The following is a 26,751-nucleotide window of genomic DNA, read 5'->3' as shown; positions in this document are numbered from 1 at the left end:
TGCAAGGATGCAATTTTGTTTTTATTTTTCACCCGTCAAAATCACTTCGATCCGGCTTTTTTCGCGCTTTTTTTCTTTCATTATAAGTGAATACAAAACCGGTATAAAGAAAAGCGTTACAAAAGTTGACGATGTAAGTCCTCCTACAACAGCGACTGCTATAGGCTGAACCATAGCCGCGCTTCCTTCTGTCGCAAAGCACATTGGGATCATTCCAAGAATTGTTGTTAAAGTTGTCATCAATACTGGACGCAGACGGCTTACTCCAGCTTCGAGGCACGCATCTTTCATTTTTCGTCCGCGGTCTATAAGCAAGTTCGTGTAGTCAACCAAAATTATTCCATTGTTTACTACAATTCCAACAAGCATGATGATTCCAACTGCGCTTGTCATGCTGAACGCCTGCCCCGCAAATTTAAATATGAATACGACTCCAATTATCAGGAATGGAATTGTCGTCAAATTGATTATCGGCGCTTTAAAACTTTCGTAAGTTCCTGCCATTACGCCAAATACAAGAAGAATCGCCATTATTCCTATCAAAAGATATGTTCTTCCCTGATCTTTTGTGTCTTTCCATGCTCCCTCGTAAACAACAGAAACTCCTTCTGGAATAATAAAACTTTCTGCAATTCCATCTTTTATTTCCTGAACAATTTCTGTCGAATTTCGGTCTGTTTTTTTGTCAGCAGTCACAGTAACTCGCCGTGTCTGATTTTCGCGTCTGATTGTTACAGGACCAAGACCTTTTTTTACTTCCGCAAAATTTGCAACGCTTACCATGCCGTTTGTGCCTTTTACGTAAATCTGTTCAAGGTCTGCGGTAGATTTTCTGTCATCTGGCTCATAAAGAAGAATCATATCATACTCCTTGCCGTTTTCGCGGTAAGTAGTCGCCGTAACACCATTTACTGCGTAATTTATTTCTTTTGCAACCGTCGTCACATCAACTCCAAAAGAATAAGCGCGCTGTCTGTCAATTACAACCTGAATTTCTGGAAGTCCGCGATCCGTATCTATTGAAACTTCTCCAATATCATCAATTTTTTCCATTACTTCGCGGATTTGAGAGGCAACATTCATCGCCTTGTCCAAATCGTCGGAACGCACACGGATTTTAAATTCAGAACCTGTCATCTGCCGTCCAAATCCCTGGCTAAAAGTAAATCTTGCGCCCGGATATGAATTAAAGTATTTTCTGAGCTTAGTCTGCACTGTATCGGAAGTATCAATTTGTTTGCTAGAATCCTCCGGCAAATTGATTTGAATTGAACCTTTGTTTGTGCTTGAATTTCGGCCTGTTCCAATCGAAGTGATTACAGTCGTATAGCCCTGAATTTCTTTTTCAACAATTTTTTCAAAATCTCTTAAAACAGCTGTGGTTTCAGAGAGCGGAGTTCCGTTTGCAAGTGTCAAATTCATCGTCACGCTCGAATCAGTTCCGTTGTTCATCATGTTGACTTTTAATGTTGGAATCAAAATAAACGACATCAAAAGCGCGCAAATACAGACAAAAACAGTCAAAGCTCTGTGCTCAAGAGCAGATTTCAAGCCTTTTCTGTACGCTTTTGTAACAACTGTCATTGGAATTTCTAAGATTTCGTAGAATTTAGCAAGCGGCTTAAACCGAATCGGCTTTTCTGCCCTGTTTGTAAGAGGCAAAAATACACCTGCAAGAACTGGAACCAAAAACACTGCAACAAAAAGAGAAGAAACAAGAGCAATTACAACGGTAAAAATAATTCCCTTGAACATTTGTCCCATCATTCCAAGCTCTTTTATAAAGAAGATAAAAGGCAAAAACACGCAGATTGTAGTAAGGTTTCCAGAAGTTACACTCATGAGCATTTCTTGCGAACCTAAGACAGCGGCAATTTTCGGTTTTGCGCCACGGCTTCTGTAAACATAGATATTTTCAATCATTACGATTGATGCGTCTACAATCATTCCAACGCCCAAAATCAAACCGGTCAAAGTCATCATGTTAAGCGTGATTCCGGCAAAATTCATTGCTAAAAGAGTGATTATAATTGAAAGAGGAATTGAAATTGCAATTATTAAGGTTGATTTTCCGGATTTCAAGAACAAAAACAGAATCAAAACTGCAAGTACAAGTCCTGAATATGCCGAATCCAAAAGTGTCGCAATTGTATCGTTAATTGATTCTGAGTCATCAGAAATTACATCGAGGATTACATCGCTTGGCATAATATCTTGAATTTCTGCAATTTTTTCGCGAGTCGCCTTCGCAACAGTAACAGTATTTTTTCCAGACTGTTTTGTAACAGAAACGTAAATGCCCGGAAGTCCGTTAATGTAAACTTCGCTTGACTTGTCTTTGTAACCCATGTAAACGTTTGCAAGATCGCTCAGCCGCACAACATAATTGTTTTTTGCCGTTATTATAGTGCCAGCAACTTCTTCTACGCTGGAAAATTCTCCTGTAGTTCTGATAGTGTAATCTGTTTCGCCTTCGTTGATTTTTCCGCCGCCAAGTTCAAGATTCTGTTTAGAAAGAGCAGCCGAAAGATTTGCCATCGTAAGCCCATAAGCAGAAAGCCTGTTCTGAGAAACATCAACTCTCAGAATTTTTTCACGTCCGCCGGAAACACTCGCTTCTGCAACTCCGTCAACCTGCTCAAGAAGATCGACAATCTGGTCTTCGGCGATTATTTTTAAGTCGTCGTTTGAACGGTTCCCGCGGACTGCAATTCTCATAATCGGCATTGAATCCGCATTCATTTTAAAAATCGAAGGAGAACTCGCATTATCCGGAAGATTTCGCGTTACGCGGCTTATTTTGTCGCGAATGTCGTTCGTAACACTTTCCAAATCTGTTCCGTAGTTAAATTCAAGGCTGATTGAANNGATCCTTCTGAAGATGTGGATGTAAGAGATTTTAATCCGCTCAAAGAAACTAATTGCCCTTCCAAAACTTTCGTAACCGTTTTTTCGACAGATTCCGGACCTGCATTTTTATAAGTCGTACGAACATTTATATAAGGAGAGTCAACATCCGGCATCAAACTTACAGCAACGTTTTTAAGAGTAAAAATTCCGATTGTTCCAAGCAGAGCAAAAACGATTAACGTTAAAACAGGATGCTCAAGAGTTTTTTTTGAAATAGACATAAGTTCCTCGCTTTTTTTTCGCAGCCATCAGTTCTTTTTTGTCGGGCTGGAAATATCCAATATTTTTGAACCGTCGCCCAAGCTCGCCATTCCCTGTATAACAACTTTATCGCCTTCTTTTACGCCGCTTAAAATCTGAACATATCCGTCAACGGTTTTTCCTTTTTCGACTTTTACTTTAGAAACGGTTTCGCCGCCACCAGAAGAATTTACAATATACGCAAAAAAGTCATCTCCGTTTTGAACAAGCGCATCCGACGGCATTACGACCGCCCCTGAATAATCTTCCGTGTAAAGTTTTACTTTTGCAAACATTCCGGCATTTATGCGTTCATCGTGGCGGTCAAAAGTCAAAATAACCTCTTTCGTTCGTGTTGTTGCATCGACAACAGGCGAAACTCTGCTCACTGTTGCTGCAAAAATCACGCCAGGATATGCCTCGACAGAAACTTCAGCCTTCAGCCCCTTTTTTAAAACCGCAACATAACGCTCCGGCACATTTGCCGTAACCTGAAGATTGTTGATGTCGCCGATTATCGCAATTGCCGTGCTCGTAGTAACTTTTTTGCCGTTTTTGAGAGGAGTCGAAATCACGCTTCCAGAAATCGGCGCGTAAACTGGACTTGAACGGTAATTTGTTCCCGGCTCGCTCGGATCAACATAGGCGATTATGTCGTTTTTCTTTACGCTAGAACCAAGCATTACAGAAGTCGAAATTACTTTTCCGCCCATATCCGGATAAACCGAAACCGAATTTTGGCTTTCAACCTCTCCATTCGTATTTACATAGCCGTGAAGTGTTGTAATTTCTGCCGTCATTGTCCGCACAGAAACAACGGCACTATTTCCGCCTCGTCCGCCTCTTCCATCAAAACCAGCAGGTTTTCCAGAAGATTTTCCGATAGTTTTTGCATAAACTGCCGTCAAAACGACTGCAAGAACCGCAACAGCGGCAACAATAAACGATTTTCGTATTTTCATTTTGTCAAGCTCCCGAAATCAGCACCGATTGTGCTTTCTAATTTCATTATAGTTTTTGCAAGAGTCAAAATCTCGCTGTTAAGAGAAACCTTTGCCTGTAAAAGCGTATTGTTTGAATTCTGCAAGGAAAGCAAATCCTTTGTTCCGCGATTGTACGCTTCGCTCGTCATAGAGTAATTTTTTTCGGCAAGCTCAACATTCGCCTGCTTGTATTTTATTGCTTCCTGGCTCTGCTTTATTGAACGCAGGCTTGAATTTATCGTCCGGATAAAATTTTTTCTTTCGTTATCAATCTGAAGCTCAAGATCAGAAACCTTATCCTTTGCGCTGTCGATCGCATTGTTTTTTTGCGACCACGGCAAAACTCCATCCAAAGGAATTGACGCGCTCAAACTAACCGAAGCCGTTTTTTTAGGATCAGGAGCATCATCTTTTCCAACATACCAAGAAGAATCTCTCCAGGACAAATTTGCATTCAAAGACGGCACAAAAGCCGAAAAACGCTTGTCCATTACAGAAACTTTTGCGCTTTCGAGCTGAGACTCAAGGTTTTGAAGAGCTGCCGAAGTTACATTTTTTTCTTCAACCGTAATTTCGCCCAAATAAAGATAATCGTCCAAAGAACCTGTAAATTCAATTTCATCTGCAACCGCAAGTCCCAAAATCTGCTTAAAATTATCGAGGTCGTTGATATAAGCCGTGTAAGCGTTTTCAACCGTCGGAATTTTCGACTTATAGTTTACTTCCGCGCTCAAAGCGTCAACTTCGCTCAACCTGCCGGCATTGTATTTTTGAAGATTGCTTTCGTACTGCTGCTTTGCAATTCTTAAATTTTCTTCCTGAAGTCCAATATTTTCCTTTTCGTACAAAAGTCCGTAATAAGACTGGCGGACAGAAAGTTCAATCTGCCTGACAGCCTCATCAAAACTGATTTTGCTCTGCTCAAAAGAAAGCTGCGCGCTCTTCATCGAAGTAAAAAGATTTGCCGAAAGCGAAACAGAAACGCTCGCATTAACGCCAAAACTCGCATTGTAGTCAGAAGACTGGTCGCCACCCGTCAAAAAATCAACCGGAACTGCCGAACTTGCGCCAACAGCCACACTCGGACTCACAGAATTCCAGCTGTCCTTTTTTGCGCGCAAAGCCGCATCAAGAGTAATTTTCTGCCTTTTTATCGAAACATTTTTTTCTTTTGCAATTTTAACTGCGTCTTCCACCGAAAGAACATATTTTTTAGAATTTTCCGCCGCATAAACATTTGCCGCAAGCAACATTCCGGCAAAAATAACTGTCTTAAAAACCGTCTTTTTCATCAAAAGCCATTCCTGTTTTATATTTTTGGGCCATTTTTGCTTTCGCAAAAACCGGGCTTTCCGTACTTCCGCGCCTTTTCGCTCCATTCCTGCGTTGCACTCCGGAACGCCTCCGGCGGTACTACAAATCCCTTGTCCGCAAGGACAAGGCGTTCGCTTTAGCGAACACGTCGATAATCGAGTTTTGCGCCAGCAAAATCTCGCAGCGTGCTTGCCACGCACAAATCCCTTGTCCGCTTTTTGTCATTATCGGGCTTGACCCGATAATCCGTTGAAAATTTTCATTAGACTGCTAACCGAGTTTGCTATGCAAACATCGCATTGCCAAGAACTGCAATGGCAACCTTGTTAAGTTAGTAAGCCGTTTTTTCAAAAACTCGACATTCGCCCTTATAAATCATTTTTATTTTTCTATTATAATCTTTTATTTCCAGTTTTTTCATTAGAAAATGTAAAATCAAAAATAAGAAAACGCTTATTTTTATTAAATTTTTCAGTTCAAAAAAAAGCATTTTTTAACATTTTGTAGTAACTTTATAATGACTGAAAATTGTGATATTATCTAAACAAACTTGCCTGTATTCAGATACATAAAAATCTGATGGGAGATGTTTTATGGCATTCGACATCATTACTAACAGCACGGAATTTGACAAAGATATTCTGTTAAATCAGTTTTTTGCCACATTTGGAGAAAATTATACCCAGCAGGAAAAAGACTTGTTTACACAAGCATGGAACTTTCTCTGCGAAAAAACATCTGCTCTAACACGTTCCTGCGGAAAACCATATCATCTGCATCCAATGCGCGTCGCTTCAATTCTGGCAGAATCAAAAATGGACGGAGAATGTATTGTCTGCGGTCTTTTGCATTCAATTTTTGAAATTCCAGACATAACAACAAAAGAAGTCGAAGACAAATTCGGAACAGTCATCGAAAGAATTGTTTATGACACTTCAAGAATCACTGGCATGAAAATCAATGCAAGCTCAATCCAGCAAGCGGACAATATCCGAAAAATGCTCTTTGCAATGATTGACGATGTTCGCGTAATCCTCGTAAAACTTGCCGACCGTCTTGACCGCATGCGCCACCTAAAATCTATCGAAGAAAAAAAACAGCGCCTTGTTGCGGCTGAGGTAATCGACATTTGGGCACCGCTTGCCGACCGTCTTGGTATGCAAACTATGAAAAACGAGCTTGAAGATTTAAGCCTAAAATATTCAAACCCGGACGTTTTTCAGCAAATTAAGGCGATTGTAAATCAAAAACAAGGAGAACGCGCCTCTTACCTCGACAAAGCAGTTCAATCAATCTACAAGGCCTCTGAAAAAGCAGGAATAAAAGTGACGGTTTCGAGCCGGGCAAAACATTTTTATTCAATCTACAAAAAAATGCAAAAACGCAACGTTCCGGCAGCCCAGCTCTACGACCTTCTTGCACTGCGTGTAATCTGCCAGACAAATGCAGAATGTTACACTTTGATTGGAATTGTCCACGGACTATGGAAACCAATGGAAGGACGTTTTAAAGATTACATTGCCATGCCAAAGGCAAACGGCTATCAGTCGCTCCATACAACTGTCATGTGCGAAGGCCGGCCTCTCGAAATCCAAATCCGTACTAAAGAAATGCATGAACAAGCAGAACACGGTGTTGCGAGCCACTGGCTTTACAAAAAAGGCACAAATCACGACAAAGTCGATATAAGCAATCTCGGAATTTTCAATCAATTGCAGACTCTCAAAAATGAAAAACTCTCGGACGAAAGTTTTTTTGCTGAATTAAAAGGAGAACTGCTTTCTGACGAAATTTTCGTATTCACTCCAAAAGGCGATGTCATTCATCTTCCAGCTGGAAGCAACGCAATTGACTTTGCATACTGCGTACATTCAAAAATTGGAGAAAAAATTGTAGGCGCAAAGGCAGATGGAAAAATAATTCCTCTCACACAGCCGCTCAAAAACACACAGATTATCGAAATTATTACAAATCCGCAGGCTCACCCAACAGAAAGCCAGTTAAAATCTGTACACACGTCAAAAGCCCGTTCCAGAATCCACAGCTGGCTTGTAACAAACGATCCTACTTTTGTGGACAAGGCGGCAGAAGCTCAGAGAGCAGCAGATTTAGCGGCAAATAACGAAAGAGCGCGCTCAATCCAGGAAGAAAAAAAGAAAAAACGTTCCGTAAATCCGAAATTTGCAGAAAAAAAGATTGATGAACGTTACACTGGCGAAGTAAAAGTCGATGGAATGAAAAACGTATTCTACAGACTTGCAGGCTGCTGCCGTCCAAAACCGGGCGATGTAATCGTAGGATACTCAAGCACCCGCAACGGAATCATGGTTCACAGGGCAGACTGTCTTACCTTCCAGCGAATCGAAAACATTGAGCACAGAATGGTCGATGTTTCATGGGCTGTAAGGGAACTGCCTCAAAAAAAAGTGTAAATCTGCAAAAAAATCCCCTGCATCGAGTTTTTTAATAATGCTCTGGCAGGGCTTAATTTTACAAAACTTTTAGCGTCCTGTATAACGCATCTGGCCTTCAACAAAATCCGGATTTTTTGTGCGGATTATTGTTCCAACAGAAATTTTTGCTTTTGTATAAATCGCACAGTCGTGGTCTGGATTTACCCAGTCAAGGATTGTGCCGTTTTTTGGATTTACAAAAATGTAGTCGTTTCCGCACAGTTTTTCTGACAGAATATCCGGGCTTACAAGTTCCAAATCAGTTCCTTTGTCCGTTTTGTTGAGAGACTCGTAAAGATAAAGCCTGTATCCGTCAATTTTTTTAACAGAGTGAACAACTTTTTCCGGGTGCTCTTCTAGGTCTTTTTCTACAGCGGAGCGCATGCGCGGATCCATTTCTTCAAGTTCTTTCTGGCGTGCTTTTTCGAGTTCTTCGCCATTTTTAAAGACTTTTTCCAAGTCGCTTCCGGTAATTTCTTCAATAATAGAACCTGCCATATCATAAGGGCTGTCGCTTGCTCCAACTGTAGTCTCGTCAGCATGAGCACGGCTGTAATAAAAACCAGTTGTACTTTCGCGGTGAGGAACTTCTTTTAAACTTGAAATAAAAGGAGCCGCTTCTTCAGCAGAAATTTTTCCTTCGAGGGCATCGAGCGCTTTTCGGTAAGCACGTGTAACCATCGAAACGTAATAAATCGACTTCATTCGTCCTTCAACCTTGATTGCATCGACTCCGGCCTTTTTCATATCAGCAAGATGATCAATCATGCACAAGTCTTTTGAAGAAAGAACTGCTGTAAAGTCGTCGCCTTCAAAAACAGGAAAATATTCTCCCGGACGTTTATGTTCCTGAAGAACAAGGTTTCCGCTCTGGGCAAGAGCTTTTGCCTGAGACTGAGTTAATTTTGTCTGAGTTCCATCTGCGCAAGAAAAAGAAGAGACAGCTTCGAGAAGATTTACAGTTTTTCCGTCAGAAAGGCGGAATTCAGGATTTTTAATGCCAACGTCAAAATCCCAGCGGCAGGACTGCGAACAAAAGCCCGACTGCGCGCTGCGGCCTGTAAGATAGGCGCTCATAAGACAACGCCCAGAATATGCAATACACATTGCGCCGTGAGCAAAACATTCAAGCTCAACATCAGGATTTGCATCTTTGATTTCACGAATTTCGTTCAAACTTGTTTCGCGTCCGAGAACAACTCTTTTAAAGCCGATTCTATTGTACATTTTTACGGCTTCTTTATTCATGCAGCTGGCTTGAGTTGAAAGATGAAGATGTGCTTTTGGAAAATTCTTTTGCAAAATGTCAACCATTCCCAAATCTTGCACGATAAATGCATCTATCGGATACTGCTTAAAATAATCAAGGTTGTCCAAAAAAGCTTTTATGTCCTGATTATGAAAAGCAATATTCAATGCGCAAAAAAGTCTTTTTCCAGGAAAGCGTTTTTTTAATTCAATTACGCGGTTGTATTCGTCTTCGTAAAAATTGTCGGCTTTTACTCGCAATGAAAATTTTTTAAGTCCAATGTAAGCCGTGTCTGCTCCGTAATTATACGCATAAGACAATTTTTCGATATTTCCAGCAGGGCAAACCAATTCCATCGTTATAAACCTTCCTTAATTTTTTGTACTGTAAAAAGCCGTCCGATTTTTTCAACGGCAAGATGCGATTCTTCAAAATATTCATCCGCAAGCTGAAACATTGCCGGCATATTTTTCCAGACATCCAAAGTGCATTTTCCGCCTGCTTCAAGAAGAATTCTTTCCATTCGTTCAGCGTCATCAAGCAAAAACTCATTTTCTCCCATTTGAATATAAACAGGAGGAAAAAAACGAAGCTGCTCTTCTGTAGCGCGAAGCGGAGAAACAAAAGGAATGTTCCGGTTATTTTGGAAAGTGTACATTTCTGCGGCACGGAACATTGATTCTGCGGTATAAAGCTCATCGCAAACTTTTTTTTCTGTAAACTTTTTAGAATCAGCCCCAAGATCAAGCCAAGGACTAAAAAGAACGATTTTTGAAATCGAAGAGCGGAGTTTTTCAGAAAGGCTCAAAACAAGACCAAGCGCAATCGAAGCGCCGGAACCGTCAGCCATTATAATTATTTCTGATTTTGAATCGTCGGGATTTTTTGAATTATCGTATTCAAGTGAATTTGCAACAAGCTCTTCAGTATAAATCGTCTTAAAAACATTTTGAACATCTTCGAGAGAAGCAGGATAAGCGTGGGTCGGAGCAAGCCGAAATTCCGGGACAACAGCACGAGCGCTTGCAGCAGAAGCAAGAGAAGCGGCAAAATTACGGTAAGCCTGCTTTGAACCGCCGACAAAGCATCCGCCGTGAATATAAAGAATTATCCGTTTTGTAATGTAAATTTCCGGCAAAAAAAAATCGCAGCTAACTCCGCCATAAGAACGTTCTGAACATTCAACGTTGTTTGGCAAGATTGAATTTGTAAAAACTGAATCAAATTTCGCTCTAAACGATTTTACATCAGACTTTAACGAGAAAAATAAATTTTTCAGTTTTTTTAATGCGGCTTTGCGATTTCCGGAAAGATTCATAATAGAATAGCACAATAGCATAATATTAAAAATTTTGCTACAGTTAAGGCTATGCCAATAAAAATTCAAAGCGACTTGCCGGCACGCACAGTGCTGGAAAACGAAAATATCTTTGTAATGACGGAAAACCGAGCCGCCGCACAGGATATTCGTCCTCTAAAAATAGCAATCGTCAATTTAATGCCGACAAAAGAAACAACAGAAACACAGCTTTTACGGCTTTTGGGAAACACTCCTCTTCAAATAGACATTTCGCTTGTCAGAATGGAAAATCATGCTGCAAGTCATGTAAGTTTAGAGCATCTTGAAAAATTCTACATTCCGTCGAGCGACATTTTTAAAAACAAGTACGACGGTCTTATAATTACTGGCGCACCTGTCGAACAAATGCCGTTTGAAGATGTCGATTACTGGAATGAGCTTTGCGACATCATGGACTATGCAAAAAAGAACGTCTTCAGCACGCTTTACATCTGCTGGGGAGCGCAGGCAGGACTTTATCATAATTACGGCATAAAAAAAGTTCAGCTCGAAAAAAAAGCATTTGGCATAATTCCAAACCACAAAGTTACAGAAAATGACCCTCTCTTGCGCGGATTTGATGATATTTTTCCAGTTCCGACAAGCCGCCATACAACTGTCAGCCGAAATTCAATCTTAAAAGTAAAAGATTTGACCGTTTTAGCAGAAAACCAGGAAAACGAAATTACTCTCTGCAAAAGTTCAGACAACCGCTCGATCTTTATGATGGGACATCTTGAATATGACACAGAAACCCTTTCAAAAGAATACTGGCGCGACAAAAACAAAGGACTACCGATAGAAATTCCTTTAAATTATTTTCCAAAAAACAATCCTGAACAAAAGCCTTACAACATTTGGAGAAGCACAGCGCATTTATTTTTCAGCAACTGGCTAAACTATTACGTTTACCAAGACACGCCATACGATCTCGAAAAAATTTAGCATTACCAAAACTTTGTCATTAAAAAAAACTGCAACTTTCGGCCTTTAAAAGGAGAGTTGCGGCAAAGAAGTCTGGCTGCTATTTTTCTACATGAATCCAAGTTAATTCGTGTTTATTGTAATGAAGGTGGACAACCCGGCTATTTGGAATATCGGCAAACTTTTTTACAAGCTCCCAGTCGATTTCGCCTTGCATTTTTATCGTGCAAATCATATTTTTTGTGCGGCCGCTTTCCAGCCAAAGACTTATCCATTCAAAAAGACGCTCAGGATAGCAAATTACATCGCTAAAAACCCAATCAAGTTTTTGACAGTCAAGTTCTGCGCAAACCTCTTCCGGTTTTAAAGTAAAAGCATCGTGTGCCAAAAATTTTACGTGGGAATCTTCCATAAGTGAAGGAACAAGTTCGGCCCGGTCAACAGCAAAAACGTCCGCTCCAAGACCGCGCAAAACCCAAGTCCAGCCGCCAGGACAGGCGCCAGCTTCAAAGCATTTTGAGTTTTTTCCGGGAAGCTCAGCTCCAAAAAAATGATGGGCCAGTGTCAGACTTTCCTGGATTTTAAGATATGCACGGCTCGGAGGATTTTCGTGATCTTCTACAAAATTTATAAGTCCGGCAGGAATTGAGCTCGAAGTTACAGCTCCTGCAAAAATCGTCTTTTCGTCAATTAAAGTGTAAAGGCCCATCGGCGACTTTGGGATTTCGAGAGAAAAATGTTTTTCGCCGTTTTCTTCATCAACCTTAAAAAAATTCTTGTCCTTTAAATTGATGTAAGGAAGCTTTTCTTGAATTAAAGCTCCGCGTCTAAAAAATTGATACTGATAAGGCGCCCAATTCCTCTGAATTTCTTTTAGAGCGCGAGATGCTTCTCCTATTGATTCAAAACGAAGCAAAAACGGCTCTGTCAGGGCAACGCTCGCCCAATACGGCAAATCTCCGTTTTTTGCAGATTTAGTTTCTGGTCTGGAATCCACGCAAAAATCAGGACAATAAAGCAAATCGCCAAACCACTGGCAGTTTTTGCTGGCAAAAGTTGAACCCGAAATTGTCGCGGCAGAAAGAATTTTTCCATAATTAAAACGTCTGGAAAGTTCAGAAGCAAGGAGATTTTTACATTCAGGAAACGCAAGAAAAGCAGTTCCTTCTAATTTTGTTATACAAACTGGCATGTGTCACCTTGAGGCATTATTCCATCGAATTTTTCAACCATTTCTTCTTTTTGACGCTGCAAAATATAAGATTGCAACGCTTCAGAATCCAAAGAATGAAGAAAAAGGAATCCAGCTTCGGAAGAACCGTCGTCTTTTTGATTGAACCACTGCGGATGGCACATTAAAACTAGGGCATCTTTGCCAGCGCGAGAAAGCCGAAAATGAATTTCGTAATCATTTTCCATATTGATTGAAACAGGCGCGTCATAATGAATTTTACAGCCACTCAAACTAATATCTTCGAGAGCGCCTGCAACAGGAGAAATCTCAGTACATTCGGCACGTCCAAAATCATTAAAGCGGATATTTTTTCGAAAATTTAAATCCATGTTTGTAAGATTATGAACAATAAAAAAATTAAGGTCAAGGAATGTTTTTTTATAAGCCAAAAATGTTCTTTTTGTAAAAAAAACTTACGCCGGGCTGCAGCAGCGCGAAGCGTTAAAAAAGCGGATTATGAAAATAATTCGCTTTTTTAATGGAGCGAAAAGCGGAACTGCGAAAGACCGGTTTGACAGTTCAATGCCGTCCAAATTTTTATTATTTTTATTCTTTTACGCACAAAACTTTTCGTGTTTCGTCAATTCCAGGACCAACAACGCGCACAAAATAAAGTCCGCGCGCTACTGGTTTTGAGGCGTTGTTTGTTCCGTTCCAGCGGTAATAATGTGTTCCGGAGTCTACGCGTCCGTGATTTAGGCGTTTTACAATGTTTCCGTCGACAGTCATGACAAAAACATTGAGATTTCCGCCTTCCGGCACATTTACCTCCAGCACGGTCTGCTCCCGCGCGTTTACGTTTATCACGTTGTTTAGAATTGTAACACCACCGCGCTGCTGCTTTATGTTTTTTATCTTGAACGACCACAAATCGACAAATGAAAAATTGCCGGCATTTATTTTTTCAAGCGGCATTTTGAGCGCATAAAGAGGAACAAGAGGAGAAGGATTTGCCGAACCGCCTGTAAAATCGTCTGCGTCGTTGTCGAGCAAAATGTCGTTTCCGTCCGCGTCTGTAAATTTGAACAAAAATTGAATCTCGTCTCCGCTATTAAAATCGTAATCTTCGTTTTTGAGAGTGTAATTCCACAAAATTCCGTTGCCGCCGTCCGCACTTTCCGGAAAATTTTCGCTCATAACAGAAGAATTCGGCTGAGTTGCAACTGCCTTTAGCGAAGTTGGAAGCCAAACCCGCCAGTCTGTTCCAAGCAAAAGGTTTATTTTGTCGCTTATCATTTCTGAAGAAAGGGCTGATTTTTTTGAAGGCACGAGTAAAAATCTTCTGTCAGATTCCATTTCGCCGTTTATTTTTATCTGGAGAGTAATATCGCGCTGTTCGAGAAGCGCATCGTAAATTCCTTGTTCCGCCGAAAAATCGTGAACAGTGTAGCCGCTAGAAACAGAAGCCTGGTTTTGGCCGTAAATGCCTTTTTTGTTCCAGTCGTCATTGTCTTTTGAGTCTGCATAGGCATAAAGAACGTCCAGCGCGTTTACTGCAAAATCGCTCAGAGCGTGTCCTGAATTTTCAGTCATGTAGTTTCCTAAAAAGTCGTGGATTTTTGTGTCTGCGACAGCAAGCCCAAGTCCATCTTCAACTTTTTGCGAATTATAACCAACATTTCTGAGCCAAAGGTTTTCTACGTCTAAAAGATTTATTGTTTTTTCGAGGGTGAACAAAAGCGCCGTGTATTCGTCCGAAGAAGAAACATATTCTGCTTTTGTAATTGCGTTTTCTTCGGCGGAACTTCCTGCGGAAGAACCTTTTTTTACCAAAATAAAACTTTCTGCAATCTGCGACAATGCTTCGTTCAACTCCGCTTCGCTCAAATTTTTGAAGAATGTGTTTTCGTTTCCAAAAGCCAGCTGTTTTGAAAAAATCGCATAAATTTTATTTTCGCCAATCGGGGCAAGAGTCATGACAATTGAAGGAGGAGTTACATCGAGAGATGTAAATTTTGTTTTTTGCGTGTATGAACCTGAAAGAAGATTGCCGGCAAGATCCGTTATGTAACTGTCTTGAGGAGCGTAATAAAGTTCAAAAGTTGCCCGAAGAGCGAGTTTTTTGTCTTTCAAAGGAAGACGAATATAAAGTCCGTCGGCTTGAGTTTTTATATGCTGTTCTTTAAAAATATTTCCGTAAACGACAGGAGAAATGTCGGTTTCGCCTTCAAACGAAAATTCTCCTGTTTCGGCTTCGGTTCCAGAATTGTCAGATTTTTTTATTTTGTAAGAGAAATTTGAATTTGCATTTTTAAGAGAGCAAAGCCTTATTCCGCCAAAAGTTTTTGAATTTGCAAAACTGTCGTCCGGACGCGCACCGCCACGATTTTCTGGCAATTTTCCGTCTTCGTTCCAGCCTTTTCTTGTCCGCCACCACGAATTCCATTTTTGAGCCTGAGTTTTGTCGTTGTCGAAAAAATGCACTTCGATAAATTTTAAAGTCGTGTCCGAAGCCGTGTTTGAAGTTCCCAAAATTTCGTACGAATCCTGTTCTTCTCCCAAAGCCCAGCTGTTCCATGAAGTTTCAGACTTTATTACTGGAGCAACAACAGGACAAAGAACGTCCCATTCACCGTAAAGAGAGTCAGTTTTAGAAACGTCTTTTTCTCCGTCTGACGGATAGTTATTTATTGTCAAAACCTGCAGCTTGTGGTTTGTTTCCGTACCTTTTGAATCAATTCTGTTGCCAAAAAGATCGCTTATTGCGGAATTTTCGAGAGAATGAACAATTCCTGTTGGGGTTTCTGCTTTTTGAATGCAACCCGGCCAATAAAGATATTCGCCGTTAAAAGAAGGATTCAGACTGTCGGTAAAACTTACAGTTCCGTTCGTCCACCCGGCAATGCTCAAACGAACGCGATGAGTCTGAATGCTGTCTTCTTCTCCGGCTTTTGTGCTAAAAAGACGGTAAAGCGCATGAGGCGAATCTGAGTCATCTTTCGAAAAAGCGAGCAATTTTCCGTTTTCAATTGAAGCAAAACCATTGACGATAAGCCCGTTGCCATTTTCGTCATGAGTTCCGCTTCCTGTAGTTTTGCCAAAATTTTCGGTTGCACGGATATTAGAATCTCCGCCTTCGCTCCGTAAAATTGTGCCATCGTCAAAAGCAATGTTCACCGCTTCCGAATATCTAAATTCAATAAAATTGTGAGAATCGTAAGACTTTTGCTCCGAGGCTTTTCCGTTCGTGTGAAGCTCCTGTCCAGTGTAAACTGCAATCAAAACAGGACTTGCCCGGTCTTCCGTCAGAGTATACCGCTCTGGCACAGAACCATCTTTGTTTCCAGCTCCGTAATTTTCGCACATTGTGTGTCCGTCAGCAGAAGTAAAAATTCCTTCCAAAAAACTCAAATCCGTCGTTAAATTTTTATGAACGCCTTTTCGGTCTGTAGAATCAACCAGAGATTTTAAAGCCGAACTGCACGCCAAAGTTCCAGTCGCATCTGTATTCCATGAATTTTGACCTTTTAAATAAAAACTGCTCACATCTCCGTCTGCAGCCGTCAATTTTTCTGCACAATCAGAATCAGAATAAACACCTTCGAAATTTTCTGAACCGTTAGAATATTTGAGTCCTGCAATATTTTCTGCAATTTCGCCATTCGAGTTTTCAAGCGGCAAGTCAAATTCAACAAAAATTACATCGTCGTAAACCGAGTATGCTTTTTTAATTTTTGGAACGGCAAACTGAACATTTGAATTCTGCAAACCGTTCTCGCAATTTTGAGAATCCGCTCCTGCCGCAAGCCATCCGCCTTTGACCGTTGTTTTCGTTATTTTTGAATTGAATGCAACCGCATAAGGAATTCCCCATTGATTTTTTGTAACAGTGGAACTTGAATTGAACTGCGGATTTGATGCGGAATTGTCCGGAATTTTTAATTCAAGACCTTCTATATCAAGTCCATTTGCGTAAAAATTTTTTGAAACTTCAAAAATTGCGCCGTTTACAGAAAGCTCCGCCCCGCTTCCGCTTTCTTTATATTTAAAAATTGATGAATCTGTATCGTCCCAAAAATATGCAAACCGCGAATTTTCTTCCGCAGAAAAACGAGAGTCATTTTTAGAATAATTTTTTCCAAAAGCGGCAAAATTGCCAGTTTTGAGAGTTTTTCCGCTTGCAACGGTCAATTTGCCGGAATAAAAGAAAACGTCTTTAGCCTCGAGTTCTGACTTTAATTCAAAAGAATTTTCCAACGAGCCGTCCGAAAAATCTAAAACCAAAGCAGTTTCATTTAATTCAATTCTGCCATTTTTGCACTGCCAGTTTCCAGAAATTCCAGTATTTTCCGAAAGGATTTTTACTCCGCCAGCACAATTAAAAACTTGCTCGCCAGAAGAAATATAATCAGCACAAAAAAGTTCCGCAGAATCCGCAGTCAACGAAAGAGCGCCGGCAACGTCAAAACCAGAAAATACAACGCCAGAAACATTTGCGCCATCAGCCCCGGCCTTTATTTCAAGCCCAGACCGAGCCGTAACCTTCCCAGAATATTTTTGATTTCCAACAGAAAAAACTTTTTGAACAGGCTCTGCGCTCGAAAAAATTGCATTTTCTAAAACAATGATTGCTCCGAGCGGCGTTGTGCTGCCGACATTCCCTGCAACTTCGAGTGTTTTTGTTATTTCTAGTTCTAAAAATCCGTCAATGGAACTTTTGCAAAATGCGCTGGCGTCTATTTTTAATTTTTTATTCTCTGAACTCAAGCCACCTTTTACATAAACTGCTTTTTTGTCCGTCAAAACAGCATCGGAAGCCGCAAAAACGGATTTTTCATAAAACTGACCGCAAACAATTTCTTCAAAAGTTTTTGTTTCCGTCGTCGTCACATCTCCATTCAATTTTACAGGACATTTCGCGTTCAAAGTTTTACATTCTGCGCCGCCAGAAAGAACACAACCGTCAGAATCACCGTTTATCACGGCATTTCCAACCTTAAGCAAAGCGACAGTTCCATTAAAATCATTCTGACCAAAAAAACTTAAATCTCCGCAGTTTTTTATATTCACCTCATCAGAAAAAATATTTTTTTCAGCAAAAACCAAATTTCCGCAGTTTTCAACATTCACCGCGCCCAAAAAAACATTCTCCGCTCCAAAACTAAAATCTCCACTCGTTTCAACAAAGACTTCTTTTAAAACCTTGATTTTCTGTGAAGTTTTACCGCGGCCTGTAATTTTTAAATTTTCGTATTCAAAATAATCAGCGCCGCTTCCATTCCAAACAAAATCCGAAAAATCTCCATAATATTCAACAGTGCTGTCCGAACCGTTGATCATTTTTGCCGAAATTATCTGACCTTCGCCCTTTAACCGCAAAGTTCCGTTATTTGTAAAATTTTCTGCGCAAGTTACACTAAAATTTTGCAAATCAATTGCCGCGTCTTTATTTACAGTAAGACTTTTTAAGTTAACGTCTTTTTCGAGCGTCAAAATATAAGGAGAACTTAAGCTAGAGTTTCCCTTTGCAACGACAATTTCGCTTTTTCCGCCATCAACCGAAGGAAAAACAGAAGCCGAATAATTTCCCTCTTCGTCGTAAGCCCAGTTTGACGAATTTGCCCAGTTTGAGTCAGATTTTCCAAGCCAAAAATATTTGTGCGAAAACCAAGTTTCAGAAGTCGGGCTGTCCGGCACAGAATCTTTGACAGTTTTGTCCGAAGGAATCAATCCGAGAAGTTTTTCTTCCGATGAGCCGACAGAAACTACAGAAACAGACTTATCGATTATTGAATATTTAAAGTTTTCTGAAACCGGATTTTCCGAAAAAACCGCATACCACTTCTCTTCACTAGAAGAATCCAACACAGAAAGAGAAAGAGTAACCGTATTTTCAGAGCTTGAACCTTTCAGCTCCATAGAAGAAAATGATTGATATGAACCATTTTTAAATTTTACAGTTGATGCAAGAGTTTCCGCCTTAATAAAAAACTTTTTGCTAAAAGTATTGTTTCCGTAAAACTCAACAATTCCGCAATTTTCAAGGTTTACAGTATTTTTAAAACTGTTTTTTTCGATAAAAATTAAATTCCCGCAGTTTTTTGCAATTACAAGATTGTCAAAAGTATTTGCCCCCTTAAAAATCAACTCGCTGCAATTTTCAAGGTTTACTTCTCCAGAAAAAACATTGTCTCCATAAATTTCTGCATTTCCGCTCACATAAAGTCCAAAATTTCCGTTCAAGCCGCCGTAAAAAAATGTTTTTCCGCTATTTTTAGTATTAACGCTGATTGTTCCAGAAGAATTAGACAGGCTTACCTTAACAGGAGAAGTTTCGCTTCCAAAAAAAATGCTGCCGGACTCAGAAGAAAGATTCGTCCACCATCCGATTTTTACGCTGTCTTCACTGCCATTAAAATGAATATCGTTTTTCGCAGAAATACTTGAGTTCAAAACTGCATTTGAATTAAAAACAATGTCTTTTGCCGCAGAAACACTTGAGTTCAAAACCGCATTTCCGTTAAAAACCAAATTGTTCACATCTATTACGGAACCGTCAAGTTCAATTTCGCAAGCCGTTGCTGTAGTTCCACCAAAATAAACAGTGCCGTTTCCAGACGCGCTTCCTTTTATGCCGCCTTTAAACGAAATATTGTTTTCTGCCGAAAAAACAATATCGTCCGCAGCCAAAACCACATCTTTACTAAAAGTTAAAGTTCCGCTTGTATAAAAATCGCCAAAAGCAGTAACAGAACCGCTTACTGACAAATTCTTAATTTTTTCGTTATTAGAAGCGCTTACTTTCGAGCCAACAGTCCCCTTAAAAACGCAGTCGCCAGTTATCGAAACATCTTTTTTTGAATCCTTCGAACGGCTTACTAGATTTCCTTCAAAAGTAACTTTAGAGCACTCAATCTTCACATCTGCATTTACAAGAACATTTCCGCCAACAGATAAATTTCCATTTTTAACTTCAATTTCCGCCGCGCTTAAATCAGATTCAAAAACAAGACCTTTTTCTGCAACAATTTTTCCGGCGATTACAGAATCAGTGATTGTAACTTCTGTATCAAATCTCACAGAATCCCCAGCTCCTGGACAAACACTTGAAGCGCTTTCGTTCCCGTTTTCGTCAATAACATTCCAGTTTTTAGCCTCGCCCCAATTTCCGCTCGAAGCGCCGTTCCATTTATAATCCGTTGCCACACAAAAAAAAGTTGCCGCAAGCAAAAACACTGCAACGCTCAAAAACTTTTTAATTCCGCCTAAACCGCAAATTTTTCCGTCAATAAACTGCAAATAAAAATCTTTCTTAAAAAAAACATTATTCATTTTTTCAAATCCAGTTCAAAAAAAGGCAATTTTCCAAAATCCGCCCCCCCCACAAAATTTCAGAAAAACCAAAAATTTAAACTATTCCTTTTAGAAAATCGGCATAAAAAACAAACCAGTTTAGAAAATCACTTTCTTCAAAAAAATAACCCTGCTTTTCTTGCGCTCAATACTCAAAAAAAACAGGGCTCGAAAAATTCAGATTTACGGCAACTAAAAAACAATAACCGAATCTTCTTCGTGAACAGGATATTTATTTGTCCGTCCAGTTTCATCATCAAAAAAATCTTCAACAAATTCGATTTTCAGGGCATTTTCCGCAAGACTTTCATCAAGCGAAATTTCCAAATCAGCAGTCGAAAGCGACGTGTTCCATTTAATTTTCGCAAACTGCTCATAAAGTTCATTCGCTTCAACAAAAGCTTCCCGCCCGGCCTTAATATGAATATACGCCACAGGGTCTTGAGAATGTCCCATCAATCTGACGAGATAAACAGCTTTATAAATTTTTTTACAGATATATCCTGCATCAAACATAACTAAATTATATCACGAAATAATTTTTTTTCATTAAAATGCAAAATTTGGGCGTTACCTGCCTTTGGCAGGCCACTCTGTCCAGGGTTCCCGGCTTTCGCCTGCATTGCTTGCGCAACGCGCAGAGCGCGCCCTTCCCGCCGCTAACGCACAATCGTGCCCACTCGCCTCTTTTAAAGGCTATTTTGCATTCTTTTTGCTAGTTGCCTTTTCCTACGAGACACATCCACTCGGCTTGGGCGCAGAGGGTTTCGCCTACGTAGGCTTTTCCTTCCTGTACAACCATGTTTTTAGTGCAGCGTTTGTTTACTACTTCCATTCTTACGGTGTCGCCTGGACGTACTTGATGCTTAAATTTTACGTTGTTTACTGTCGCAAGGAAGAACAGGCTTCCTTCGTCAAATTTTTTCTGAAGACTCAATGCGGCTCCACCGCCCTGTGCCATTGTTTCTACAAGAATTACCCCAGGAACTACAGGATATTCAGGAAAGTGTCCTTTAAAGAAAAAATCCTCTTCTGTAAATTTGCGTGTACATACACAGCCGTTTTCGTCATAACTTTCGATTGTATCTACAAACAAAAAAGGTTTTCTGTGCGGTAAAAGTGATTCAATATCTGTAAATGCCATTTTTTTTCTCCTATAAAAAGTCAAGATTAAAACTTCAGTTTTAGGATTGACTTTTTATTGCAATTTCGTAGCAAAGTGAGAAATTGCAGTTAATTAGTAAGTTTGCAACGCAAACTTAGAAAGATAAAAACAGACGCCATTTTCGGCTGTTTTTATCTTAACTCCTATAAAAAAAGAGCCTGCATTTTTAGCAGGCATTTTGCTCGCGTGAGCGATTGTAGCGGCGGCTCTGCCGTTGGGAAGCAGCTCGCTGCGTCCAATGGAGCGTCAGCGGAACCGCGAAAAGCGCGACGGCGCAAGCCGGCACGCCCTCTTTTGTAAAAAATCAACCCTAAAATTTTCGCAATAAGCGTTTTTTAGAGTTTTTTTAATTAGTTTGCTCTCTTGAAAACCAAGATTCCGTTGTGTCCGCCAAAACCGAAGTTTCCGCTCATTGCAACTGGAACGTCGATTGAAAGTCCCTTGTTTGGCGTATAGTCAAGGTCGCATCCGCCTTCTACGTCCGGATTGTCAAGGTTGATTGTTGGTGGAATAAAGTTGTCTTCGATTGCTTTTACACAGACAAAAGCTTCGAGCGAGCCTGCGTTTCCAAGACAGTGTCCTGTCATTGATTTTGTCGAAGAAATGTGCAATTTGTATGCAGCGTCGCCAAATGCGTTTTTGAGCATTTTTGTTTCGCCAGCATCGTTCAAGTGTGTTGAAGTTCCGTGGGCGTTGTAGTAAACAACATCTTCCGGTTTTACATGAGCATCTTCGAGAGCAAGAGTCATTGCGCGTGCCCCTTCGATTCCGTTCGGGTTTGGAGCTGTAAGGTGGTAACCATCTGTTGTTGCTCCGTATCCTGCAACTTCTGCATAAATTTTAGCGCCACGTGCTTTTGCATGCTCGTATTCTTCCAAAATAAGGATTGTTGAACCTTCGCCCATAACAAATCCATCACGGTCTTTGTCGAACGGACGGCTTGCTTTTGAAGGATTGTCTGTCCATTTTGAAGAAAGTGCCTGCAAAACGCCAAAACTCAAGTTTGTAAATCCGTTGATTGCAGATTCTGTTCCGCCGGCAAGAGCAACATCCACACGTCCTGCACGAATCTGATCAAGAGCATAGCCAATCGCATCTGTTCCAGAAGCACAGGCGGTACAAACAGTGTGAGCCGGACCGTGAATGTTGTTTACGATACAAATATTTCCTGCAGCTTCGTTTGGAATAAGCTCAGGAATTGTCATTGGAGGAGTGCGTGTAAAGTTTGAGCTAAAATATGATTTGAATCCGGCTTCTGTAACTTCAAAACCACCGATTCCAACGCCAAGATAAACACCAGCCTTGTCAAGCACAGCCTCGTTTCCAGAAAGTTTTGCATCGTCAAGAGCCATTTTACTAGCAGCAACAGCAAACTGTGTAAAGCGTGCCATTTTGCGAGCTTCTTTTGCATCCATATAATCGCTGGCTTTAAAATCTTTTACTTCAGCGTCGTATTTTACTTTAAAAGGAGTTGCATCATATCCGGCAATTGGAGCAACCCCGCTTTTTCCTGCCTTGAGGGCAGCCCAAGTTTCGTCAGCAGAATTTCCGACTGGACTTACACAACCAAGTCCTGTAACAACAATTTTTCTCATCTTTTTCTCCTTATAAAACTCCGCGTTAGCGGCAAGCTACAGATGGCGAGAATCACAGTTTGTAAAAGCAACGCTTGAGCAAACTGTAATGATAAAAATTACACGGATGTAATTTTTATCATGCCTCCTATAGAAAAATCCAGTTTGCCACGCAAAACTGTTTAAAATAATAAACCAGCAAAATTTCAAGCTGATTTTAACTTTCTTTTAATTTACTATGACAAAATATCAGTTTTTGTCATTTTAAGCAAGTGTTTTTTTCATTGCTAAACTATCAAATAACAAGCAGACAATTCAAAATAAAGACTATAAAATAGAAAAAAATGAACGCTAAATTATTTCTTAAAATAATCGCATTAAATGCAGTTCTTGCAGGCTGTGCTTCAAGCAGCGGCGAATACTCACCTTATGTCATGCCTTACGCCACATCAGAAGAACTCGAAAAAAGACAAAGTCCTGTCCCGCTCATTCCAGCCGACAGTTCTGGAAACATCGATTTTAATCTCCAGTATCCGTCAGGAACTAAAGACGGCGGCATGATAACCGCATCTCTCGCCCAAAACTCAAATTTCAAAAACAAATATTTTTCAAAATACACGGACAAAAACAACACAGATTGGATAAGAATTTCACTCGATGCCTCCGATCAGGGAAAATCTCCAAACGGTTCTTCAGTCCGCGTAGAACTTGCCCAAAAAACAAAATGGGCGCTTAAAGGAACTCATTCTTTCACCTACACTTTTTTCGGAAACTGCTCCAACGCCTCAGAAGCAAAATTTACTGTCGGGCAGTTTTTGGCAAGCAAACTCCCAAATGCAAACGGAAAAGCAACAGACCGTCCGCTCTGCCGAATCGAAGCAGAACAAGGAAAAATCGTTGCAAAGATCCGAAATTATTACGAAGCAGATAAAGTAGACGAAATAAACGGTGATCCAATAAAAATTGAGCTTGGTGCTTGGATTCCTTCAAAAGAGACTACAATCAAAATTCAAACAGAAGACAAAAAACTCACAATTTTCCGCGATGGAGAAAAAAAAGAAAGCATAACCTTTTCAGAAATAGTCCTCTCCGATGAACGCAATTATTTTAAAGCGGGAATATACTATCAGAACAAAGATTCTCCGCAAATTTTTACAGAAATATTCCTGAAAAAATTAAAAATAGAATAAAAAAACGCGCCATAAAGGCGCGCAAGCAAGAAATATACGGCAAAAACAAGTCTTTGTCAGCGTAAAATTTTACGCGCCCATTCCACCGTCAACACCAATAACTTGTGCTGTCACATAAGAACTCAAGTCGCTCGCAAGGTAAAGAGCGGTATTTGCAACATCTTCCGGAGTTCCAGGTCGTTTGAGAGGAATTTTTTCAATCATAGCCTGTTTCAATTCCTCTTTAAGAACATTAGTCATATCAGTTTCGATAAAACCAGGAGCAATGCAGTTTACACGAACACCGCGGCCTCCAACTTCTGCAGCCAGAGATTTAGAATAAGCAATAAGACCGCCTTTAGAAGCAGCGTAGTTAACCTGACCGCCGTTTCCATGAACTCCGACAATCGAAGACATATTGATAATTGAACCAGAACGTTTTCTGATCATATCGTTAGAAACAATCTGACAGATTAAGAAAGCAGCCGTAAGGTTGACTCTCAAAACATCGTCCCAATCAGCTTTTTTCATTCTGAACGAAAGACCATCGCGCGTAATTCCAGCGTTGTTTACAAGAACATCAAAACCGCCGGCTTCTGCAAGAGCGGCTTTTACAACTTCTGTCACCTGCTCAGCATTGCCTACATCAGCATAAATTTCGTGAAAAGCCACACCGTTTTCTTTTGCAAGAGCTTCGATTTCTGCTTTTCCGGCACTTTCTTTAGAACAAAGTCCCCAAACTTCACAACCGTTTTTAATAAAAGATTCAACAATTCCACGGCCAATTCCACGGCTAGAACCAGTCACAAGAGCCTTTTTATTCTGAAGCAACATACTTCCTCCCAAATTTATTAAAGTGCTGCCAAAACTTCAGCAGTATTTACAGCAACAGCAGGCAAAGTCGCACCAAATTCAGTCTGTCCCCAAAGACCAGACAAAACTTTTCCAGGACCAACTTCAAGAACAGCCCACTCACTTCCATCTTCCTTAATCAAATCAGCAAGAACTTTTTCTTCGTCAGTCCAGCGAACCGGATTAGTAAGATGCTCAACCGCACTTGCCTTTGCAGGCGCGCCTTCTGTAACTTTTTTTCCTGTCACATTAGAAAAAAGCGTAATTTTTGGATCTGCAAACGTAAAAGGTTCAAGCGCCACCTTAAAATTATCAGCAGCTCTCTGCATAAGCGGCGAGTGGAAAGGACCAGCAACAGCAAGACGTACAACACGACGCGCCCCGCAAGCCTTCGCCGCTTCTTCTACCTTAGCAAGCCCGTCGGCAGTTCCTGCAACTACAGTCTGTTTTACAGAATTCAAATTTGCGGCATAAGCGCCATCGATTCCGGCAGCGATTTCTTCAACTTTTTCTGGCGGCAAACCAAGAACAGCGCTCATTCCAGGCGCATTTCCAGCATTCTCTTCAGCAATCTGTTCACAGACAGTCTGCATTATCGAACCACGCTGGCATACAATTTTGATAACATCTTCAAAAGACAAAATTCCGGCGGCATAAAGAGCAGGAAATTCTCCGAGCGAAAATCCCATCGCAGCAGAAGGCTCAATTCCCTTTGTTTTAAGAGCGGCCATTATCGCAATACTTGCCGTAGTAATCGCAAGCTGACTGTTATCCGAGCGGTTAAGCTCTTCCTGAGGAGTATCCCACAAAAGTTTTGCAACATCTTTTCCAGCAATCTTAGAAGCTTCGTCAACAACCTTTTGCGCTTCCGGATATGCTTCACAAATATCCTTAATCATTCCCTGTGCCTGAGCACCCTGTCCAGGAAACAAAAATGCATATTTCTTTGCCATAGTTTTCTCCCATAAAAATAAAAAAATTGAGTTTGACAAAAATCAACAAAATGTCATTTTGCACAGTTTATAAAATTCTTCAGGAATATGCAAGGGCGTTACGGCTGCGCCGTCGCTACGACCGCCCCTCCGCATTCGCTCCGTCCCTTCCGGGGACAGCTGACGCTGGGACTATCATCGCTAACGCAATTTTTGAATTATTTTGTATTTTTTAGAACATCGACAGTATGGCTAGAAGCACCGAGCAATTCAATCCGTTCTGCATTTGCCAGCTGATATTTTACAAAAAGCTCAAATGTTTCTTCGTCCATTGCATTTAATTCCCGGCGCATATAGTCAGAAGGACCGTCCGCCGCAATAATTTTTATGCGTTCAAGACCAGCTATTTTATTCAATTCATTTATATCATCAAGCCGAAGGTAACTGTAAAGCTCTTTTTCGCTGCTTACGGTTTTAAAATCTTCTGTCACGCTGCCGTTTTCAAAACACTCTTTTATTTTGTTTTTCTTAAAGCAGTATTCGATTATACTGTAATCGTTCATAACATAGGCAACAAGAATAAAACCGCCTTTTTTTGTTACTCGCTTAGCCTGTTCAAAAACCTTAATTCTTTCTTCTTTCGTGTGCAAATGATACATCGGCCCAAAAATCAAGGCTATGTCAAAAAAATCCGCATCCAGAAAACTCAAGTCAAGGGCATTTCCCGGCCAGATATGAACTCCAGTCTGATGCTTTGACTCAATTACCTTCCGATTTCGTTCAACAAGCTCAACCGCCGTAACAAAATGACCTTCTTGAGCTAAAGCCACAGAATAGCGTCCGGTTCCAGCTCCAACATCAAGAATTTTAAGATTTTTCCGTTCGCCTATGCACTCGTGAATATATTTTTGAGCAACTGTATATTCTACAATTCCATGCCGTGTCGAAAGGCGATGCTCTTCGTTAAATTTATTGTAATAAGTTTCAAGCAAAGTCATAAATCAAACCGCAACTGAAAATTCAGGAACATCATCCGCGCTAATCGGCTTGCTGAACAAATATCCTTGAATAAAATCACAATTCATAGAACAGAGCTTGTCATACTGCCATTTGTGCTCAA

General features: G+C 40.5%; 16 protein-coding genes and 1 pseudogene. 3 read left to right on the top strand and 14 right to left on the bottom strand.

Features of this window, described 5'->3' with window-relative positions; translation table 11 throughout:
• Positions 1–21: 21 nt before the first annotated feature.
• The 3 genes and pseudogenes from B3Y13_RS09160 to B3Y13_RS09150 form a co-directional block, all read right to left on the bottom strand.
• A pseudogene (locus tag B3Y13_RS09160) lies at positions 22–3,131 on the bottom strand (efflux RND transporter permease subunit).
• A gap of 27 nt (positions 3,132–3,158) precedes the next feature.
• The gene (locus B3Y13_RS09155) at positions 3,159–4,112 is read right to left on the bottom strand and encodes an efflux RND transporter periplasmic adaptor subunit (RefSeq protein ID WP_296668736.1); all 954 of its coding nucleotides are present in this window, start codon (positions 4,110–4,112) and stop codon (positions 3,159–3,161) included.
• Positions 4,109–5,512, bottom strand: coding sequence for a TolC family protein (locus B3Y13_RS09150; protein WP_296694091.1), 1,404 nt, complete (start codon positions 5,510–5,512; stop codon positions 4,109–4,111). The genes B3Y13_RS09155 and B3Y13_RS09150 overlap by 4 nt, the downstream gene beginning before the upstream one ends.
• Positions 5,513–6,040: 528 nt before the next feature.
• Here B3Y13_RS09150 and B3Y13_RS09145 point away from each other — a divergent pair.
• The gene (locus B3Y13_RS09145) at positions 6,041–7,879 is read left to right on the top strand and encodes a RelA/SpoT family protein (protein WP_296668734.1); all 1,839 of its coding nucleotides are present in this window, start codon (positions 6,041–6,043) and stop codon (positions 7,877–7,879) included.
• Between the two features lie 69 nt (positions 7,880–7,948).
• Here B3Y13_RS09145 and B3Y13_RS09140 read toward each other — a convergent pair whose 3' ends face one another.
• Entirely contained in the window at positions 7,949–9,505 is a 1,557-nt protein-coding gene (locus B3Y13_RS09140) for a peptidase U32 family protein (protein ID WP_296668732.1), read from the bottom strand.
• A gap of 2 nt (positions 9,506–9,507) precedes the next feature.
• The gene (locus tag B3Y13_RS09135; protein WP_296668729.1) at positions 9,508–10,467 is read right to left on the bottom strand and encodes an alpha/beta hydrolase fold domain-containing protein; all 960 of its coding nucleotides are present in this window, start codon (positions 10,465–10,467) and stop codon (positions 9,508–9,510) included.
• A gap of 51 nt (positions 10,468–10,518) precedes the next feature.
• Here B3Y13_RS09135 and metA point away from each other — a divergent pair, with 51 nt between their 5' ends.
• Positions 10,519–11,433: a homoserine O-acetyltransferase MetA gene (gene metA, locus B3Y13_RS09130; RefSeq protein WP_296668727.1), complete on the top strand. Its 915-nt coding sequence runs from the start codon at positions 10,519–10,521 to the stop codon at positions 11,431–11,433.
• Between the two features lie 79 nt (positions 11,434–11,512).
• Here metA and B3Y13_RS09125 read toward each other — a convergent pair whose 3' ends face one another.
• From B3Y13_RS09125 to fabF, 6 genes are all read right to left on the bottom strand, one after another.
• Positions 11,513–12,604 carry an SAM-dependent methyltransferase gene (locus B3Y13_RS09125; RefSeq protein WP_296694090.1) on the bottom strand — a complete coding sequence of 364 codons (1,092 nt, stop codon included), beginning with the start codon at positions 12,602–12,604 and terminating at the stop codon, positions 11,513–11,515.
• The gene (locus tag B3Y13_RS09120; RefSeq protein WP_296023055.1) at positions 12,589–13,035 is read right to left on the bottom strand and encodes a PilZ domain-containing protein; all 447 of its coding nucleotides are present in this window, start codon (positions 13,033–13,035) and stop codon (positions 12,589–12,591) included. Before B3Y13_RS09120 ends, B3Y13_RS09125 begins: the two co-directional genes overlap by 16 nt.
• A 157-nt stretch (positions 13,036–13,192) precedes the next feature.
• Positions 13,193–19,918, bottom strand: a complete 6,726-nt coding sequence (locus B3Y13_RS09115) for a hypothetical protein (protein WP_296694087.1) — start codon at positions 19,916–19,918, stop codon at positions 13,193–13,195.
• A 213-nt stretch (positions 19,919–20,131) separates the two neighbouring features.
• Entirely contained in the window at positions 20,132–20,455 is a 324-nt protein-coding gene (locus B3Y13_RS09110) for a hypothetical protein (RefSeq protein WP_296023051.1), read from the bottom strand.
• 199 nt (positions 20,456–20,654) lie between these two features.
• Positions 20,655–21,083, bottom strand: coding sequence for a 3-hydroxyacyl-ACP dehydratase FabZ (fabZ, locus tag B3Y13_RS09105; protein WP_078930743.1), 429 nt, complete (start codon positions 21,081–21,083; stop codon positions 20,655–20,657).
• Between the two features lie 371 nt (positions 21,084–21,454).
• Positions 21,455–22,699 carry a beta-ketoacyl-ACP synthase II gene (gene fabF / locus B3Y13_RS09100; protein WP_296694084.1) on the bottom strand — a complete coding sequence of 415 codons (1,245 nt, stop codon included), beginning with the start codon at positions 22,697–22,699 and terminating at the stop codon, positions 21,455–21,457.
• Between the two features lie 323 nt (positions 22,700–23,022).
• Between fabF and B3Y13_RS09095 the strand changes: the two genes are divergently transcribed.
• Positions 23,023–23,868 carry a polysaccharide lyase family 7 protein gene (locus B3Y13_RS09095; protein WP_296694079.1) on the top strand — a complete coding sequence of 282 codons (846 nt, stop codon included), beginning with the start codon at positions 23,023–23,025 and terminating at the stop codon, positions 23,866–23,868.
• Between the two features lie 69 nt (positions 23,869–23,937).
• On the opposite strand, the gene fabG is transcribed toward B3Y13_RS09095, so the two are convergent.
• From fabG to B3Y13_RS09080, 3 genes are all read right to left on the bottom strand, one after another.
• Positions 23,938–24,681 (bottom strand): 3-oxoacyl-[acyl-carrier-protein] reductase, encoded by a 744-nt coding sequence (gene fabG, locus B3Y13_RS09090; RefSeq protein ID WP_296023040.1) that lies wholly within the window; start codon positions 24,679–24,681, stop codon positions 23,938–23,940.
• 17 nt (positions 24,682–24,698) lie between these two features.
• Positions 24,699–25,652 (bottom strand): ACP S-malonyltransferase, encoded by a 954-nt coding sequence (locus tag B3Y13_RS09085; RefSeq protein WP_296667730.1) that lies wholly within the window; start codon positions 25,650–25,652, stop codon positions 24,699–24,701.
• A gap of 197 nt (positions 25,653–25,849) precedes the next feature.
• Positions 25,850–26,629, bottom strand: a complete 780-nt coding sequence (locus tag B3Y13_RS09080) for a class I SAM-dependent methyltransferase (RefSeq protein ID WP_296667732.1) — start codon at positions 26,627–26,629, stop codon at positions 25,850–25,852.
• Between the last annotated feature and the right edge of the window lie 122 nt (positions 26,630–26,751).

The sequence above is a fragment of the Treponema sp. UBA7567 genome (genome assembly GCF_002476655.1).
Lineage (GTDB): Bacteria > Spirochaetota > Spirochaetia > Treponematales > Treponemataceae > Treponema_D.
Note: the sequence above shows the minus strand (reverse complement) of the source record. Positions and strands in the feature narration are given on the sequence as shown.

Excerpts from the sequence above, each read along its gene's own strand:
- B3Y13_RS09155 (WP_296668736.1), bottom strand. The coding sequence starts at position 4,112 with ATGAAAATACGAAAATCGTTTATTGTTGCCGCTGTTGCGGTTCTTGCA.
- B3Y13_RS09150 (WP_296694091.1), bottom strand. The coding sequence starts at position 5,512 with ATGGAGCGAAAAGGCGCGGAAGTACGGAAAGCCCGGTTTTTGCGAAAG.
- B3Y13_RS09145 (WP_296668734.1), top strand. The coding sequence starts at position 6,041 with ATGGCATTCGACATCATTACTAACAGCACGGAATTTGACAAAGATATT.
- B3Y13_RS09140 (WP_296668732.1), bottom strand. The coding sequence starts at position 9,505 with ATGGAATTGGTTTGCCCTGCTGGAAATATCGAAAAATTGTCTTATGCG.
- B3Y13_RS09135 (WP_296668729.1), bottom strand. The coding sequence starts at position 10,467 with ATGAATCTTTCCGGAAATCGCAAAGCCGCATTAAAAAAACTGAAAAAT.
- metA (WP_296668727.1), top strand. The coding sequence starts at position 10,519 with ATGCCAATAAAAATTCAAAGCGACTTGCCGGCACGCACAGTGCTGGAA.
- B3Y13_RS09125 (WP_296694090.1), bottom strand. The coding sequence starts at position 12,604 with ATGCCAGTTTGTATAACAAAATTAGAAGGAACTGCTTTTCTTGCGTTT.
- B3Y13_RS09115 (WP_296694087.1), bottom strand. The coding sequence starts at position 19,918 with ATGAATAATGTTTTTTTTAAGAAAGATTTTTATTTGCAGTTTATTGAC.
- B3Y13_RS09110 (WP_296023051.1), bottom strand. The coding sequence starts at position 20,455 with ATGTTTGATGCAGGATATATCTGTAAAAAAATTTATAAAGCTGTTTAT.
- fabZ (WP_078930743.1), bottom strand. The coding sequence starts at position 21,083 with ATGGCATTTACAGATATTGAATCACTTTTACCGCACAGAAAACCTTTT.
- fabF (WP_296694084.1), bottom strand. The coding sequence starts at position 22,699 with ATGAGAAAAATTGTTGTTACAGGACTTGGTTGTGTAAGTCCAGTCGGA.
- B3Y13_RS09095 (WP_296694079.1), top strand. The coding sequence starts at position 23,023 with ATGAACGCTAAATTATTTCTTAAAATAATCGCATTAAATGCAGTTCTT.
- fabG (WP_296023040.1), bottom strand. The coding sequence starts at position 24,681 with ATGTTGCTTCAGAATAAAAAGGCTCTTGTGACTGGTTCTAGCCGTGGA.
- B3Y13_RS09085 (WP_296667730.1), bottom strand. The coding sequence starts at position 25,652 with ATGGCAAAGAAATATGCATTTTTGTTTCCTGGACAGGGTGCTCAGGCA.
- B3Y13_RS09080 (WP_296667732.1), bottom strand. The coding sequence starts at position 26,629 with ATGACTTTGCTTGAAACTTATTACAATAAATTTAACGAAGAGCATCGC.